Genomic DNA, 14512 nt, shown 5'->3' on the forward strand with positions numbered 1-14512 from the left:
GGAGAAGCTGCGCTTCGCCATCCGTGAAGGCGGCCGCACGGTTGGCGCCGGCGTCGTCGCAAGCATCATCGAGTAATCAACGTAGCTGTGACGGGGCCGGCCATGGCCGGTTCCATCACAATCGAGGCTGACATGAACGGTCAGAATATCCGAATCCGGCTCAAGGCGTTCGATCATCGTGTACTCGATGCATCGACCCGCGAGATCGTCTCGACGGCAAAGCGCACCGGAGCCCGCGTTCGCGGACCCATCCCGCTGCCCACGCTGATCGAGAAGTTCACGGTCAACCGTAGCCCCCACGTCGACAAGAAGAGCCGCGAGCAGTTTGAAATGCGCACGCACAAGCGTCTTCTCGACATTGTCGATCCGACCCCGCAGACGGTGGACGCGCTGATGAAGCTCGACCTCGCCGCCGGCGTGGATGTCGAGATCAAGCTCTGAGAGGGACGGCAACAATGCGGTCCGGTGTAATTGCCCAGAAGGTCGGCATGACGCGCATCTTTACGGATGCTGGCGAACATGTGCCGGTCACGGTCCTCAAGCTCGATCAGTGCCAGGTGGTTGCCCACCGCACGATCGAGAAGGACGGTTATGTCGCGCTCCAGCTCGGTGCTGGCCTGCGCAAGGCGAAGAATGTCTCGAAGGCGGCTCGCGGCCAGTTCGCGGTGGCTCAGGTCGAGCCGAAGCGCAAGGTCGTGGAATTCCGCGTTCCGGCCGATGGGCTGATCCCCGTCGGTGCCGAGATCACGGCGGACCATTTCCTGGCTGGTCAGTTCGTGGATGTCACGGGCACCTCGACCGGTAAGGGCTTCGCCGGCGCCATGAAGCGCTGGAACTTCGGTGGTCTCCGTGCAACCCACGGCGTGTCGGTCTCGCACCGTTCGCACGGTTCGACCGGCGGCCGCCAGGATCCCGGCAAGGTCTTCAAGAACAAGAAGATGGCTGGTCATCTCGGTGTCGAGCGTGTCACCACGCAGAACCTGAAGGTCGTCCGGACCGATGTCGAGCGCGGCCTCATCCTTGTTGAGGGTGCGGTTCCTGGCCCGGCCGGCGGTTGGATCGAGCTTCGTGACGCTGTGAAGCGCAAGCTTCCCGACGGCATCCCGACGCCCGGCAAGTTCCGGCTGCAGGATGAAGCCAAGGCTTCGGCGAAGAACGCGGACGAGGACAACGTGGCCGACGTCGAGGCGAAGAACGCCGAAGACGCCGCGACCGGTCCCGACACTGTTGATGGGGAGGCCGTCTGATGGTCGATATCAGCGTCAAGACGTTTGCGGGCGAAGACGCCGGCAACGTCACCCTATCGGACACGATCTTCGGTCTGGAGCCGCGCGCGGACATCCTGGCTCGTGTGGTTCGCTGGCAGCTCGCTAAGCGCCAGGCAGGCACGCACAAGTCGCTTGGTCGTTCCGAGGTGAACCGCACCAAGTCGAAGATGTACAAGCAGAAGGGCACGGGCCGCGCTCGTCACCACGCTGCGTCCGCTCCGCAGTTCCGCGGCGGCGGTCGTGCCTTCGGTCCGGTGGTGCGCAGCCATGCGCATGACCTTCCGAAGAAGGTGCGCGCCCTCGGTCTTCGCCTGGCTCTTTCGGCCAAGGTGAAGGACGGCGGCCTGATCATCGTCGAGAACGCGGCCCTGGCGGAAGCCAAGACCAAGGCGTTCCGCGAGACCATGGTCAAGTTGGGCCTGCAGTCGGCTCTCATCGTCGACGGCGCGGAAGTGGAAACCAATCTTGGCCGCGCGGCGCGCAACGTTCCTTATGTGGACGTGCTGCCGGTCCAGGGCATCAACGTCTATGACATCCTGCGGCGCGATACGCTCGTGCTCACCAGGGCTGCGGTGGACGCGCTCGAGGAGCGTTTCAAATGAGCAAGGATCCGCGCCACTACGACGTGATCATTTCGCCGATCATCACCGAAAAGGCGACGATGGCGTCCGAATACAACAAGGTTGTCTTCCGCGTCGCCAAGACGGCGACCAAGCCTCAGATCAAAGAGGCGGTCGAAAAGCTGTTCGACGTGAAGGTGACCGGCGTTAACACCCTCGTCCGCAAGGGCAAGGTGAAGCGCTTCAAGGGAAGGCTTGGCCAGCAGGGTGATGTCAAGAAGGCCGTTGTGACCCTCGCCGAGGGCCACTCGATCGACGTGACGTCTGGTCTCTGAGCGGGCGAGGGCACAGAAAATGGCACTCAAGCACTTTAAACCCGTCACCCCTAGTCTCCGTCAGCTGGTCCTCGTCGACCGGTCTGACCTGTACAAGGGCAAGCCGGAAAAGACGCTGACGGAAGGCTTGTTCTCCAAGGGCGGCCGCAACAACACGGGTCGCGTCACGGTCCGTTTCCGTGGCGGCGGTCACAAGCGCACCTACCGCGTGGTCGACTTCAAGCGCCGCAAGCTGGACATTCCGGCGACCGTCGAGCGCATCGAGTACGATCCGAACCGGTCGGCGTTCATTGCGCTGGTGAAGTATGCGGATGGCGAGCTGGCCTACATCCTGGCTCCCCAGCGCCTTGCGACGGGTGATCAGGTGATCGCCAGCCAGCTGGCCGACGTAAAGCCGGGCAATGCCATGGCGCTCCAGAGCATCCCGGTGGGCACGGTCGTGCACAACATCGAGATGAAGATCGGCAAGGGTGGGCAGATCGCCCGCTCGGCTGGTGCTTACGCTCAGATCGTCGGTCGTGACCAGGGTTACGTGTCGCTCCGCCTCAATTCTGGCGAGCAGCGGCTGATCAACGGCCAGTGCTTTGCGACGATTGGTGCGGTATCCAACCCGGACCATTCGAACCAGAACCTTGGCAAGGCTGGTCGTTCACGCTGGCTTGGTCGTCGTCCGCACAATCGCGGCGTGACCATGAACCCGGTCGACCATCCGCACGGCGGCGGCGAAGGCCGCACCTCGGGCGGCCGTCATCCGGTTACACCGTGGGGCAAGCCGACCAAGGGCAAGAAGACGCGTCGCAACAAGTCGACGACCAAGTTCATCGTGTCCAGCCGGCACGCCAGGAAGAAGTAAGGGGATCGGATCGTGGCACGTTCCATCTGGAAGGGACCTTTCGTCGACGGATATCTGCTCAAGAAGGCAGATGCCGCCCGCGGGTCCGGCCGCGCCGAGGTCATCAAGACCTGGAGCCGGCGTTCTACCATTCTGCCGCAGTTCGTGGGCCTTACTTTCGGCGTCCACAACGGTCAGAAGCACATTCCGGTCTTCGTCTCGGAAGAGATGGTGGGCCACAAGCTCGGCGAATTCGCTCCGACGCGGACCTATTACGGTCATGCGGCGGACAAGAAGGCCAAGAGGAAGTAATCCGATGGGCAAGCAAGCTCGTGAGCGCCGCCTCCCTGAAAACGAGGCGCAGGCCAAGACCCGCCTGATCCGGGTCAGCCCGCAGAAGCTGAACCTGGTGGCGCAGCTGATCCGCGGCAAGGCGGTCGCGACTGCGCTCGCCGATCTCCAGTTCTCGCGCAAGCGGATCGCCAAGGACGTCAAGAAGACGCTCGAAAGCGCCATCGCGAATGCCGAGAACAACCACAGCCTGGACGTCGACGATCTGGTCGTCGCCGAGGCTCACGTTGGCAAGGCGCTGGTCATGAAGCGGTTTTCGCCGCGTGCCCGTGGCCGCGTCGGCCGCATCGAAAAGCCGTTTTCGAACCTCACGATCGTGGTTCGTCAGGTTCGGGAGACCGCATAATGGGACAGAAGGTCAATCCGATCGGGCTGCGCCTCGGCATCAATCGTACCTGGGATTCGCGTTGGTTCGCGCAGGGTAACGAATACGGCCGGCTGCTGCACGAAGACATGAAGATCCGTGACGCCCTGCTCAAGGATCTGAAGCAGGCGGCGGTCTCGAAGATCGTCATCGAGCGTCCGCACAAGAAGGCCCGCGTGACCATACATTCGGCTCGTCCGGGTATTGTCATCGGCAAGAAGGGCGCCGATATCGAGAAGCTGCGCAAGAAGGTCGGTTCGATGACGGACAGCGATGTCCACATCAACATCGTCGAAGTGCGCAAGCCTGAGGTCGATGCGCAGCTGGTTGCCGACTCAATCGCCCAGCAGCTAGAGCGTCGCGTGGCGTTCCGCCGTGCTATGAAGCGCGCTGTTCAGTCAGCGATGCGCCTTGGCGCGGAAGGCATTCGCATCACCTGCTCCGGCCGTCTCGGTGGCGCGGAGATCGCGCGTACCGAATGGTATCGCGAGGGCAGGGTGCCGCTGCATACGCTGCGCGCCGACATCGACTACGGGGTTTCGACCGCGCACACCGCGATGGGCACCTGCGGCGTCAAGGTTTGGATTTTCAAGGGCGAGATCATGGAACACGACCCGATGGCGCAGGAGAAGCGCCTGGCCGAGGGTGAGGGTTCCAGCAACCGTGGGCGCCGCGAGCGCGAAACGGCCTGATCCGTTCCGGGATTGAGTGAGGAAAGATCATGCTTCAACCGAAGCGCACCAAGTTCCGCAAGCAGTTCAAGGGACGCATTTCCGGCGTCGCCAAGGGCGGGACGAATCTGGACTTTGGAACCTTCGGTTTGAAGGCGATGGAGCCCGAGCGCATCACGTCGCGTCAGATCGAGGCGGCTCGCCGCGCGCTAACGCGTGAGATGAAGCGCCAGGGCCGCGTCTGGATCCGCATTTTCCCGGACGTTCCGGTGACGGCGAAGCCGACCGAAGTCCGCATGGGCAAGGGTAAGGGCGCGATCGAGTATTGGGCGGCGAAGGTCAAGCCTGGCCGCATCATGTTCGAACTCGACGGCGTGAGCGAAGAGGTGGCCCGCGAGGCGCTGCGTCTCGCGGCTGCCAAACTGCCGATCCGTACGCGCTTTGTTGCGCGCATCGCGGAGTGAATGGAATGACGAAGATCATCGACATCCGTGGCCTCAGCGCCGACCAGGTCTCCGACGAGGTCCTGAAGCTGAAGCGCGAGCAGTTCAACCTGCGCTTCCAGCGCGCGACGGGCCAGCTCGAGAACACGAACCGCTTCCGTGAGATCCGCCGCGATATCGCGCGCCTCAATACGGTTGCTCGCGAGCGGGCCCTCGAAGAGGGTGCTACTGAAACCAAGCCGCGCGGCAAGCGCGCGGCGGCGAAGGCGAAGGCCTGAGGGTAAATCATGCCGAAGCGCATTCTCCGCGGCGTCGTTGTCAGCGACACCAACAATAAGACTGTGGTCGTGAAGGTCGAGCGCCGTTTCACGCATCCTCTTCTCAAGAAGACGGTGCGGCGCACAAAGAACTATCACGCACACGACGAGAACAACGTGTTCAAGATCGGTGATCAGGTCTCCATCGAGGAGAGCGCACCGATCTCGAAGCAGAAGCGCTGGCGGGTTGTCGAATCCGCTGCCGCAGCAGCTGAAGAAAACGTCTGAGACTGGGTATGGCGGGACAGGTCCCTTCGGGGAAACCGGTTCGTCATTAAAGAGGAAGTGATGCCATGATCCAGATGCAATCGAACCTCGACGTTGCCGATAATTCCGGCGCGCGTCGTGTCATGTGCATCAAGGTGCTTGGCGGTTCGAAGCGTAAGTATGCCTCCGTTGGCGACATCATCGTCGTCTCCGTGAAGGAGGCCATTCCGCGCGGCCGCGTTAAGAAGGGTGAAGTGATGAAGGCGGTGATCGTTCGCACCGCCAAGGACATCAAGCGCCCCGACGGTTCGGTGATCCGGTTCGACCGGAACGCCGCCGTTCTCGTGAACAAGGAAGGCGAGCCGATCGGGACCCGTATCTTCGGACCGGTGCCGCGCGAACTGCGCGCCCGCAACCACATGAAGATCATCTCGCTCGCGCCGGAGGTGCTGTAATGGCGGCCAAGATTAAGAAGGGCGACAAGGTCGTCGTGCTTTCGGGCAAGGACAAGGGCAAGACCGGTGAGGTCCTGCAGGTCATGCCGAAGGATGAGCGCGCCGTTGTGAAGGGCGTCGCCATGGTGGTTCGTCACCAGCGCCAGACCCAGTCCCAGGAAGGCGGCCTGATCCACAAGGAAGGCACCATCCACCTGTCGAACATCGCGCTCGCCGATCCCACCACGGGCAAGGCCACGCGCGTTGGCTTCCAGACCCTGGACGATGGCCGCAAGGTCCGCGTTGCCAAGCGCTCGGGAGAGCGGATCGATGCTTGATACTGTGAACTACACGCCGCGGATGAAGGAGCTCTACGAGAGCACCGTCCGCCAGAGCATGACCGAAAAGTTCGGCTACGAGAACGTCATGCAGGTGCCGACCATCGACAAGGTGGTCATCAATATGGGCGTCGGCGAAGCTGTCGCTGACTCCAAGAAGGTGGTTTCGGCGGCTGCCGATCTGGCACGTATCGCCGGCCAGAAGCCGGTGATCACCAAGGCACGCACCTCGATCGCGACGTTCAAGCTTCGTGAAGGCCAGTCGGTCGGCACCAAGGTGACGCTGCGCAAGACGCGCATGTGGGAGTTCCTGGACCGCTTCGTGAACGTGGCGCTGCCGCGTGTTCGCGACTTCCGCGGCCTGAACCCCAAGAGCTTCGACGGCCGCGGCAACTTCGCCACGGGCATCAAGGAGCACATCATCTTCCCGGAGATCAACTACGACCAAGTCGAGCAGATCTGGGGCATGGACATTATCGTCGCGACGACCGCGCGGACGGATGACGAGGCTCGCGAACTGCTTCGCAGCCTGAACTTCCCGTTCCGGACCTGAGCGGCGAGAGGAGAGACCGATGGCGAAGAAGAGCCAGATCGAAAAGAATAATCGCCGCAAGGCGATGGTCGTCAAGTTCGCCGCCAAGCGCGCCGAGCTGAAGGCGGTTGCCGACGATCAGAACCGTCCGATCGAGGAGCGCTTCGAGGCGCGCCTCAAGCTTGCGGAACTGCCGCGCAACTCGTCCAAGATCCGCGTGCGTCTGCGCTGCGAGATCACCGGCCGTCCGCGCGCGAACTATCGCAAGCTGAAGATGTCGCGCATTGCACTTCGTGAACTGGGCAACAAGGGTTTGATCCCTGGCCTGGTCAAGTCGAGCTGGTAAGGAGAACACGACCATGAGCATGGTTGATCCGCTCGGCGATATGCTGACCCGCATCCGCAACGCGCAGATGCGGCGCAAGACCAGCGTCACGACCCCCGGTTCCACGCTTCGGGCCCATGTGCTCGACGTGCTGAAGACGGAAGGTTATATCCGCGGCTATTCCTCGGCCGAGTTCGACGCCGGCCGTACGGAGTTCGAGATCGAACTCAAGTACTTCGACGGCGCGCCGGTGATCCGCGAGATCGCCCGCGTCTCGAAGCCGGGCCGTCGGGTTTATGCCTCGGTGAAGAATTTGCCCCGCGTGTCCAACGGACTCGGCGTGGCGATCGTCTCCACGCCGAAGGGCGTCATGGCTGACCACGAAGCTCGCGAGCAGAACGTGGGTGGCGAAGTTCTCTGCACGGTTTTCTGAACCGGCATACGAATAAGGAAAGCGCCATGTCGCGCATTGGCAAGAAACCGATCTCGGTCCCGCAGGGTGCGACGGCTACGGTCGATGGTCAGACGGTGAAGTTCAAGGGTCCGAAGGGCGAACTGTCCTTCGTTCTCCATGAGGACATCGAAGGCAAGTTGGAAGATGGCGCGGTTCGCGTCACGCCTCGTCATGAAACCAAGCGTGCACGATCCCAGTGGGGTCTGTCGCGCAGCATGGTTCAGAACCTGGCGGTTGGCGTGACCACCGGCTTCGAGAAGAAGCTGGAGATCGAGGGCGTAGGCTATCGTGCGTCGGTGCAGGGTAAGAACCTGGTACTCGCGCTCGGCTACAGCCACGACGTGACCTATGCCATCCCGGATGGCATCTCGATCGTCGCCGGCAAGCCCACCGAAGTCACGGTCTCGGGCATTAACAAGCAGCAGGTCGGCCAAGTGGCGGCCGAGATCCGCGAATGGCGTCCGCCGGAGCCCTATAAGGGCAAGGGCGTGCGCTATGCCGGTGAATTCATCTTCCGTAAGGAAGGCAAGAAGAAGTAACGGAGCGCACGATGGTCAAGGATCTCAAGGCGGCCACCCGGCGCAAGAACCGCGTCCGCCGCGCCCTTCGGAAGGTCGCGACGGCAGGACGCCCGCGCCTGTCGGTGTTCCGTTCGTCGAAGCATATCTATGCGCAGATCATCGATGATGTGCGCGGCCATACCCTGGCTGCGGCGTCGTCGAACGAAAAGGATCTCCGCACCCGGACGGGCGCCGATGTCGATGCGGCGTCTGCGGTCGGCAAGCTGATTGCCGAGCGTGCAACGCAGGCTGGCGTCACGGACGTGGTCTTCGACCGCGGTTCCTACATTTATCACGGGCGCGTCAAGGCGCTCGCCGACGGCGCCCGCGAGGGCGGCCTGAACTTCTAAGTCCCGTACGGGAAGAGGACGAGACATATGGCAAACGAGCCGAGAGGCCCGCGCAGCAACGACGGGCAGCGCGCTCAGCGTGGCGACGGTCGCGGTCCCGGTAGGGGCCGGGGCGGTCCCGAGCGCGAGGAGCGCGACAGCGAGTTCGTAGACAAGCTGGTGCACATCAACCGCGTCGCCAAGGTGGTGAAGGGCGGCCGTCGCTTCGGTTTCGCGGCACTCGTCATCGTCGGTGACCAGAAGGGTCGCGTCGGCTACGGTCACGGCAAGGCCCGCGAAGTGCCGGAGGCTATCCGCAAGGCAACCGAGGCCGCTAAGCGCGGAATGGTCCGGATTGCCCTGCGCGAGGGTCGCACGCTGCATCATGACGTTTCGGGCCGCTGGGGCGCCGGCAAGGTCATTGTGCGGGCGGCACCGGCAGGTACCGGCATCATCGCTGGCGGCCCGATGCGTGCTGTGTTCGAGACGCTTGGTGTCCAGGACGTGGTGGCGAAGTCGCTCGGCTCGTCCAATCCGTACAACATGGTTCGCGCGACGTTCGCGGCTTTGCAGGCTGAAGACAGCCCGCGCTCCGTGGCCGCTCGCCGCAACCTGAAGGTCTCGGCCCTGCAGTCTCGCCGTCGTGATTTCGACGCCAGCGAGCCTGTGGAAGCCTGATCTGGGAGAGCACATCATGGCAAAAACCCCGAACAAGGCAGCGCCCGCGGCCGGCTCGATCAACTCGGCCGGCAGCATCACCGTCGAGCAGACCGGCAGCCATATCCGCCGGCCTGACCACCAGCAGCGCACGCTGATCGGCCTTGGTCTCAACAAGATCGGCCGCCGCAAGACGCTGCCGGATAACGCCGCAGTGCGCGGCGCGATCGCGAAGGTCGCGCATCTCGTCCGGATCGTGGACGAAGCCTGAAGACAACGGCCCGGACAAGTTCCGGGCCGCCGCTTTACGCGGCACCTCTAAGATTGTAAGCGAGTTGCGGACTGCTCCCCCTGGCGTGAGCGGTCTTCTTGAGTGATGCGCGACATCGCGATCGCGCGCGAGCGAGCCAGACGGAGCAGAAGATGAAGCTGAACGAGATCAAGGACAACGCCGGCTCTTCCAAGAAGCGCATGCGTGTCGGCCGCGGCATTGGCTCCGGCAAGGGCAAGACCGGCGGACGCGGCGTGAAGGGCCAGAAGGCTCGCTCGGGTGTTGCTATCAATGCCTTCGAAGGCGGTCAGATGCCATTGCATCGTCGTCTGCCGAAGCGCGGCTTCGTCAACATCTTCCGCAAGGACTTCAACGAGCTGAACCTCGACCGGATCCAGACCGCCATCGACGCGGGCAAGATCGACGTTGCACAGCCGGTCACGGTCGACAGCCTGGTTGCAGCCGGCGTGCTCAGCCGCAAGCGTGACGGCGTCAAGCTGCTCGGCAAGGGCGAACTGACGGCGAAGAACGTGTCCTTCGAGGTTTATGCGGCTTCCAAGTCGGCGCTCGAGGCGATCGAAAAGGCGGGCGGTTCCGTCAAGATCCTTGCTCCGCAGGCCGAAGTGGCCGACGCCTGAGCGGATCGCGGACAGTACAGTAGAGATCGGAGCGGCGTGCTATGGCATCGGCGGCTGAACAGCTTGCGGCGAATCTGAACTTCGGGGCCTTCGGCAAGGCCACGGAGCTGAAGAAGCGAATCTGGTTCACGCTGGGCGCGCTGATCATCTACCGGCTCGGCACCTATATTCCGCTGCCGGGCCTGAATCCCGATGCGCTGGCGGATGTGTTCCGCCAGCAGAGCCAGGGCATAGTCGGGCTCTTCAACATGTTTTCCGGGGGTGCGGTCGGCCGTATGGCCATCTTCGCCCTCAACATCATGCCCTATATCTCGGCCTCCATCATCATCCAGCTGATGACGTCGGTTTCCCCGCGTCTCGAAGCCTTGAAGAAGGAAGGCGAGCAGGGCCGCAAGGTTCTGAACCAGTACACGCGCTACGGCACCGTTCTGCTTGCGACCGTGCAGGCCTACGGGATCGCGGCCGGACTGGCCAGTGCCACCAATGTTGTTCTGGAACCCGGCCCGTTCTTCTATCTGTCGACGGTCATCACGCTCGTCGGCGGCACCATGTTCCTGATGTGGCTGGGTGAGCAGATCACCGCCCGTGGTATTGGTAACGGCATTTCGCTGATCATCTTCGCCGGCATCGTGGCGGAGCTTCCTTCCGCGATTGCGGGAATGCTCGAGCTCGGACGTCAGGGTGCCTTGTCCACGCCGCTGATCCTCGGTGTGATGATCATGGCCCTGGCCGTGATTGCACTGATCGTCTTCGTCGAGCGCGCACAGCGCCGCATCGTGATCCAGTACCCGAAGCGCCAGGTCTCGGCCACGCGCATGACGGGCGGCGAGAACTCGCATCTTCCGCTGAAGCTCAACACCGCCGGCGTTATCCCGCCGATCTTCGCTTCCTCGCTTCTTTTGCTGCCGACCACTGCTGCCAGCTTCTCCGCCGCAGGCGGACCGGAATGGCTCACGACGATCACGACCTATCTCGGCCACGGTCGCCCGCTCTACATGGCGTTCTATGTCGCGCTTATCGTGTTCTTCGCGTTCTTCTACACGGCCATCGTGTTCAATCCGCAGGAAACGGCTGAGAATCTCAAGAAGTACGGCGGGTTCGTGCCGGGCATCCGGCCCGGCGAGCGCACGGGGCAGTACATCGACTACGTCCTGACGCGCATCACGGTGATCGGCGCCGCCTATCTGGCGCTCGTCTGCCTGATCCCCGAGATCCTGATTTCCTATGCTTCGGTTCCGTTCTACTTCGGTGGCACCTCGCTGCTGATCGTGGTCAGCGTTACCATGGATACGGTCGCGCAGGTGCAGGGCCATCTTTATGCGGCCCAGTACGAGGGCCTGATCAAGAAGGCCAAGCTGCGGGGAGGGCGCCGATGAGGCTGATTCTTCTCGGGCCGCCGGGAGCAGGCAAGGGCACTCAGGCGCTGCGCCTCGTGGAACGCTACGAGATTGTGCAGCTCTCGACCGGTGACATGCTGCGGGCTGCGGTTGCCGCCGGGACCGAGATCGGTCTGCGTGCAAAGGCGATCATGGACAGCGGCGAGCTTGTGCCCGACGAAGTCGTCGTCGGCATCGTCGCGGATCGCATCCAGCAGCCGGACGCGCGGCGCGGGTTCATCCTTGACGGGTTTCCCCGGACCGTCCGGCAGGCGGAAGCGCTCGAGCAGATGCTTGAGGAGAACGGGCTCGGCCTCGACGCCGTGATCGAACTCAAGGTCGATGAGGGCATTCTGCTGTCGCGCATCGAGAAGCGGGCGGGAGAGACCCCCGGGGGGCCTCGGGCCGACGACAATGCCGAGGCACTTGCAAAGAGGCTTGCAGTCTACCGTGAGCAGACGGCTCCGCTGGTTGCCTATTTCGAGGCGCGGGGCCTTCTCCGCACCGTCGATGGCATGGCGCCGGTGGATCGCGTGAGCCGCGAAATCGAATCCATTCTTGATGTCCGCTTAGAGGCAGCAAGAGGTTGACTTCGAGGGCGTATGCCCTCTATATCCGGGCCCTTGACCGCCGATAGCTTTGCTTCGGTGCCGGGTCCCCACGGGTCCGGCATCGTTTTCGTTTTGCCGGGGCTGAAGAATCCGGGCATCACTGCCCGATCAACACAACGGCCCTCGGGCGAACTGGGAGACTGCACGTGGCGCGTATCGCTGGTGTGAACATTCCGACGAACAAGCGCGTGATCATCGCGCTTCAGTACATCCATGGTATCGGCGCCAAGAAGGCCGAAGAGATCACGGAGAAGGTTGGCATCCCGGCAGAGCGCCGCGTGAACGAGCTGACCGACGCCGAGGTGATCCAGATCCGTGAAACCATCGACCGTGAGTATATGGTCGAAGGCGATCTGCGCCGCGATGTTTCCATGAACATCAAGCGCCTGATGGATCTTGGCTCCTACCGTGGCCTGCGTCACCGCCGTGGCCTTCCGGTCCGCGGTCAGCGCACGCACACGAATGCCCGTACCCGCAAGGGCAAGGCAAAGCCGATCGCCGGCAAGAAGAAGTAATTGCCTGGGCCGGCAGGACCGGCCCGTCCCTAGCGCCCGGCATTACGGGCGCGACCGAAGGACCAGAGGAAAGAAGATATGGCCAAGGAAGTGCAGCGCGTCCGCCGTCGCGAACGCAAGAACATCGTGTCTGGCGTCGCCCATGTGAATGCCACGTTCAACAACACGATGATCACCATCACCGATGTCCAGGGCAACACGGTTTCGTGGTCGTCCGCCGGTACGATGGGTTTCAAGGGCTCCCGCAAGTCCACGCCGTTCGCCGCCCAGATGGCGGCCGAAGATGCGGCCAAGAAGGCTGCCGAGCACGGCATGCGCACACTTGAGGTTGAGGTCCGCGGTCCGGGTTCGGGTCGTGAGTCCGCTCTCCGCGCGCTGCAGGCTGCGGGCTTTGCCGTGACGTCCATTCGGGACGTGACGCCGATCCCGCACAATGGCTGCCGGCCGCGCAAGCGCCGCCGCGTCTGACCACGCTTTGCAGATGGCGGGCTTCATGCCCGCCTTTCGGCGTCCATACGGGGCGCCGCGCCACATTTTAGAAGGTGCCGCCGTGATCCAGAAGAACTGGCAAGACCTGATCAAGCCAAACAAGCTCGAAGTCAGCCCCGGCCGCGATCCGCAGCGCTTCACCACCGTGGTGGCCGAACCGCTCGAGCGCGGCTTTGGTGTTACCCTCGGCAATGCACTCCGTCGCGTGCTGCTGTCGTCCCTTCAGGGCGCGGCCGTGACCTCGGTGCAGATCGATGGCGTGCTGCACGAGTTCTCGTCCATCGCCGGTGTGCGCGAAGATGTCACCGACATCATCCTGAACATCAAGGACATCGCGATTCGCATGCAGGGCGAAGGTCCCAAGCGGATGACGCTGCGCAAGCAGGGTCCCGGCGTGATCACCGCTGGTGATATCCAGGTTACCGGCGACGTCGCTGTGCTGAACCCGGACCACGTGCTGGCCACCCTCGACGAGGGCGCGGATGTGCGCATGGAGTTCACGGTCGACACCGGCAAGGGCTATGTGCCGGCAGACCGCAACCGCGCAGAGGATGCCCCGATCGGACTGATCCCGATCGACAGCCTCTACTCGCCGGTCCGCAAGGTGTCCTACAAGGTCGAGAACACCCGCGAGGGTCAGATCCTCGATTACGACAAGCTGACCGTCACGGTCGAGACGGACGGCTCGGTCACTCCGGATGATGCGCTGGCCTATGCCGCCCGCATCCTGCAGGACCAGCTCGAAGTCTTCGTCAACTTCGAAGAGCCGAAGAAGGAAGCGGAGCGCACCTCCATTCCCGAGCTGGCGTTCAACCCTGCCTTCCTCAAGAAGGTGGACGAGCTCGAATTGTCGGTTCGCTCGGCCAACTGCCTGAAGAACGACAACATCGTCTATATCGGCGATCTCGTTCAGAAGACCGAGGCGGAGATGCTGCGGACGCCGAACTTCGGCCGCAAGTCCTTGAACGAGATCAAGGAAGTGCTGGCGCAGATGGGTCTGCACCTCGGCATGGAAGTGACCGGCTGGCCGCCGGAGAACATCGAAGAGCTGGCGAAGCGCTTCGAAGAGCATTACTGAGCGCCGAACGGCGACACACGGCGTAAAAGGATAAACGACAATGATGCACGGCAAGCGCGGCCGCCGTTTCAACCGGACGCAGAGCCATCGGAGCGCGATGTTCTCGAACCTCGCGATCTCCCTGATCGAACACGAGCAGATCACGACGACGCTGCCGAAGGCGAAGGATCTTCGCCCGGTGGTCGAGAAGCTGATCACTCTCGGCAAGCGTGGTGACTTGCACGCCCGCCGTCAGGCGATCGCCGAGATCCGGCACCTGCCTGCAGTGAAGAAGCTGTTCGACGTGATCGGTCCGCGTTACGCGGAGCGCAATGGCGGGTATACCCGCATCATCAAGGCAGGCTTTCGCTATGGCGACAACGCGCCTGTGGCGGTGATCGAGCTTCTCGATCGCGACATCAACGCAAAGGGCGCGGTTGACGCTGCCCGCTCCGATGCTTCGGAAGACGCCGCCGCCTGATAGGCTGGCTACAGACTTGATCAAAGGCGGCTCCGGCCGCCTTTTTTCGTTTCGCTGGGACGCTTCAATGGATTTGCTCTGGGCCTTATAAACAGAG

Annotated in this window: 28 protein-coding genes; all 28 read left to right on the plus strand. The window is 62.9% G+C overall.

Annotation, left to right across the window (positions count from 1 at the left end):
- A partial coding sequence (locus SCD90_RS03420; protein WP_159731174.1) for an EF-Tu C-terminal domain-related protein occupies nt 1-76 on the plus strand: 76 nt, incomplete at its 5' end.
- 56 nt (nt 77-132) lie between these two features.
- Nucleotides 133-441: a 30S ribosomal protein S10 gene (gene rpsJ / locus SCD90_RS03425; protein WP_319843239.1), complete on the plus strand. Its 309-nt coding sequence runs from the start codon at nt 133-135 to the stop codon at nt 439-441.
- A gap of 14 nt (nt 442-455) precedes the next feature.
- Complete coding sequence (gene rplC, locus SCD90_RS03430) at nt 456-1247, plus strand: 50S ribosomal protein L3 (protein WP_319843240.1); 792 nt, start codon at nt 456-458, stop codon at nt 1245-1247.
- Nucleotides 1247-1870, plus strand: a complete 624-nt coding sequence (gene rplD, locus SCD90_RS03435) for a 50S ribosomal protein L4 (RefSeq protein WP_319843241.1) — start codon at nt 1247-1249, stop codon at nt 1868-1870. Before rplC ends, rplD begins: the two co-directional genes overlap by 1 nt.
- Nucleotides 1867-2163: a 50S ribosomal protein L23 gene (locus SCD90_RS03440; protein ID WP_319843242.1), complete on the plus strand. Its 297-nt coding sequence runs from the start codon at nt 1867-1869 to the stop codon at nt 2161-2163. The genes rplD and SCD90_RS03440 overlap by 4 nt, the downstream gene beginning before the upstream one ends.
- A gap of 19 nt (nt 2164-2182) precedes the next feature.
- On the plus strand, nt 2183-3016 hold the full coding sequence (gene rplB / locus SCD90_RS03445) for a 50S ribosomal protein L2 (RefSeq protein WP_319843243.1): 834 nt from the start codon (nt 2183-2185) through the stop codon (nt 3014-3016).
- Nucleotides 3017-3028: 12 nt separating this feature from the next.
- Nucleotides 3029-3307 (plus strand): 30S ribosomal protein S19, encoded by a 279-nt coding sequence (rpsS, locus tag SCD90_RS03450; RefSeq protein ID WP_319843244.1) that lies wholly within the window; start codon nt 3029-3031, stop codon nt 3305-3307.
- A 4-nt stretch (nt 3308-3311) separates the two neighbouring features.
- On the plus strand, nt 3312-3692 hold the full coding sequence (gene rplV / locus SCD90_RS03455) for a 50S ribosomal protein L22 (protein ID WP_319843245.1): 381 nt from the start codon (nt 3312-3314) through the stop codon (nt 3690-3692).
- Nucleotides 3692-4402, plus strand: a complete 711-nt coding sequence (gene rpsC, locus SCD90_RS03460; RefSeq protein WP_319843246.1) for a 30S ribosomal protein S3 — start codon at nt 3692-3694, stop codon at nt 4400-4402. The genes rplV and rpsC overlap by 1 nt, the downstream gene beginning before the upstream one ends.
- Before the next feature lie 29 nt (nt 4403-4431).
- Nucleotides 4432-4845: a 50S ribosomal protein L16 gene (gene rplP, locus SCD90_RS03465; RefSeq protein ID WP_319843247.1), complete on the plus strand. Its 414-nt coding sequence runs from the start codon at nt 4432-4434 to the stop codon at nt 4843-4845.
- A gap of 5 nt (nt 4846-4850) precedes the next feature.
- A complete protein-coding gene (gene rpmC / locus SCD90_RS03470; RefSeq protein ID WP_319843248.1) occupies nt 4851-5102 on the plus strand; it encodes a 50S ribosomal protein L29 in 252 nt (83 codons plus the stop codon).
- A 9-nt stretch (nt 5103-5111) separates the two neighbouring features.
- Nucleotides 5112-5369 carry a 30S ribosomal protein S17 gene (gene rpsQ / locus SCD90_RS03475; protein WP_319843249.1) on the plus strand — a complete coding sequence of 86 codons (258 nt, stop codon included), beginning with the start codon at nt 5112-5114 and terminating at the stop codon, nt 5367-5369.
- Between the two features lie 65 nt (nt 5370-5434).
- A complete protein-coding gene (gene rplN, locus SCD90_RS03480; RefSeq protein ID WP_319843250.1) occupies nt 5435-5803 on the plus strand; it encodes a 50S ribosomal protein L14 in 369 nt (122 codons plus the stop codon).
- Nucleotides 5803-6120 (plus strand): 50S ribosomal protein L24, encoded by a 318-nt coding sequence (gene rplX, locus SCD90_RS03485; RefSeq protein ID WP_319843251.1) that lies wholly within the window; start codon nt 5803-5805, stop codon nt 6118-6120. Before rplN ends, rplX begins: the two co-directional genes overlap by 1 nt.
- Nucleotides 6113-6673 carry a 50S ribosomal protein L5 gene (gene rplE, locus SCD90_RS03490; protein WP_319843252.1) on the plus strand — a complete coding sequence of 187 codons (561 nt, stop codon included), beginning with the start codon at nt 6113-6115 and terminating at the stop codon, nt 6671-6673. Before rplX ends, rplE begins: the two co-directional genes overlap by 8 nt.
- Nucleotides 6674-6692: 19 nt before the next feature.
- On the plus strand, nt 6693-6998 hold the full coding sequence (gene rpsN, locus SCD90_RS03495) for a 30S ribosomal protein S14 (RefSeq protein ID WP_319843253.1): 306 nt from the start codon (nt 6693-6695) through the stop codon (nt 6996-6998).
- Between the two features lie 13 nt (nt 6999-7011).
- Complete coding sequence (gene rpsH, locus SCD90_RS03500) at nt 7012-7410, plus strand: 30S ribosomal protein S8 (RefSeq protein WP_319843254.1); 399 nt, start codon at nt 7012-7014, stop codon at nt 7408-7410.
- A gap of 26 nt (nt 7411-7436) precedes the next feature.
- On the plus strand, nt 7437-7970 hold the full coding sequence (rplF, locus tag SCD90_RS03505) for a 50S ribosomal protein L6 (protein WP_319843255.1): 534 nt from the start codon (nt 7437-7439) through the stop codon (nt 7968-7970).
- An 11-nt stretch (nt 7971-7981) separates the two neighbouring features.
- Complete coding sequence (rplR, locus tag SCD90_RS03510) at nt 7982-8341, plus strand: 50S ribosomal protein L18 (RefSeq protein ID WP_319843256.1); 360 nt, start codon at nt 7982-7984, stop codon at nt 8339-8341.
- Nucleotides 8342-8368: 27 nt separating this feature from the next.
- Nucleotides 8369-8998, plus strand: coding sequence for a 30S ribosomal protein S5 (gene rpsE / locus SCD90_RS03515; protein WP_319843257.1), 630 nt, complete (start codon nt 8369-8371; stop codon nt 8996-8998).
- A gap of 16 nt (nt 8999-9014) precedes the next feature.
- Entirely contained in the window at nt 9015-9248 is a 234-nt protein-coding gene (gene rpmD / locus SCD90_RS03520; RefSeq protein WP_319843258.1) for a 50S ribosomal protein L30, read from the plus strand.
- A gap of 152 nt (nt 9249-9400) precedes the next feature.
- A complete protein-coding gene (gene rplO / locus SCD90_RS03525; RefSeq protein ID WP_319843259.1) occupies nt 9401-9886 on the plus strand; it encodes a 50S ribosomal protein L15 in 486 nt (161 codons plus the stop codon).
- 41 nt (nt 9887-9927) lie between these two features.
- On the plus strand, nt 9928-11262 hold the full coding sequence (secY, locus tag SCD90_RS03530) for a preprotein translocase subunit SecY (protein WP_319843260.1): 1335 nt from the start codon (nt 9928-9930) through the stop codon (nt 11260-11262).
- A complete protein-coding gene (locus SCD90_RS03535) occupies nt 11259-11852 on the plus strand; it encodes an adenylate kinase (RefSeq protein ID WP_319843261.1) in 594 nt (197 codons plus the stop codon). Before secY ends, SCD90_RS03535 begins: the two co-directional genes overlap by 4 nt.
- Before the next feature lie 167 nt (nt 11853-12019).
- Complete coding sequence (rpsM, locus tag SCD90_RS03540; protein WP_319843262.1) at nt 12020-12388, plus strand: 30S ribosomal protein S13; 369 nt, start codon at nt 12020-12022, stop codon at nt 12386-12388.
- 78 nt (nt 12389-12466) lie between these two features.
- Complete coding sequence (gene rpsK, locus SCD90_RS03545) at nt 12467-12856, plus strand: 30S ribosomal protein S11 (RefSeq protein WP_319843263.1); 390 nt, start codon at nt 12467-12469, stop codon at nt 12854-12856.
- Nucleotides 12857-12881: 25 nt separating this feature from the next.
- A complete protein-coding gene (locus tag SCD90_RS03550) occupies nt 12882-13955 on the plus strand; it encodes a DNA-directed RNA polymerase subunit alpha (protein WP_319843264.1) in 1074 nt (357 codons plus the stop codon).
- A gap of 40 nt (nt 13956-13995) precedes the next feature.
- Nucleotides 13996-14415, plus strand: a complete 420-nt coding sequence (gene rplQ, locus SCD90_RS03555; protein ID WP_319843265.1) for a 50S ribosomal protein L17 — start codon at nt 13996-13998, stop codon at nt 14413-14415.
- Nucleotides 14416-14512 lie beyond the last annotated feature (97 nt).

Origin of the sequence: Terrihabitans rhizophilus (genome assembly GCF_033898525.1) — a bacterium.
Lineage (GTDB): Bacteria > Pseudomonadota > Alphaproteobacteria > Rhizobiales > Methylopilaceae > Flaviflagellibacter > Flaviflagellibacter rhizophilus.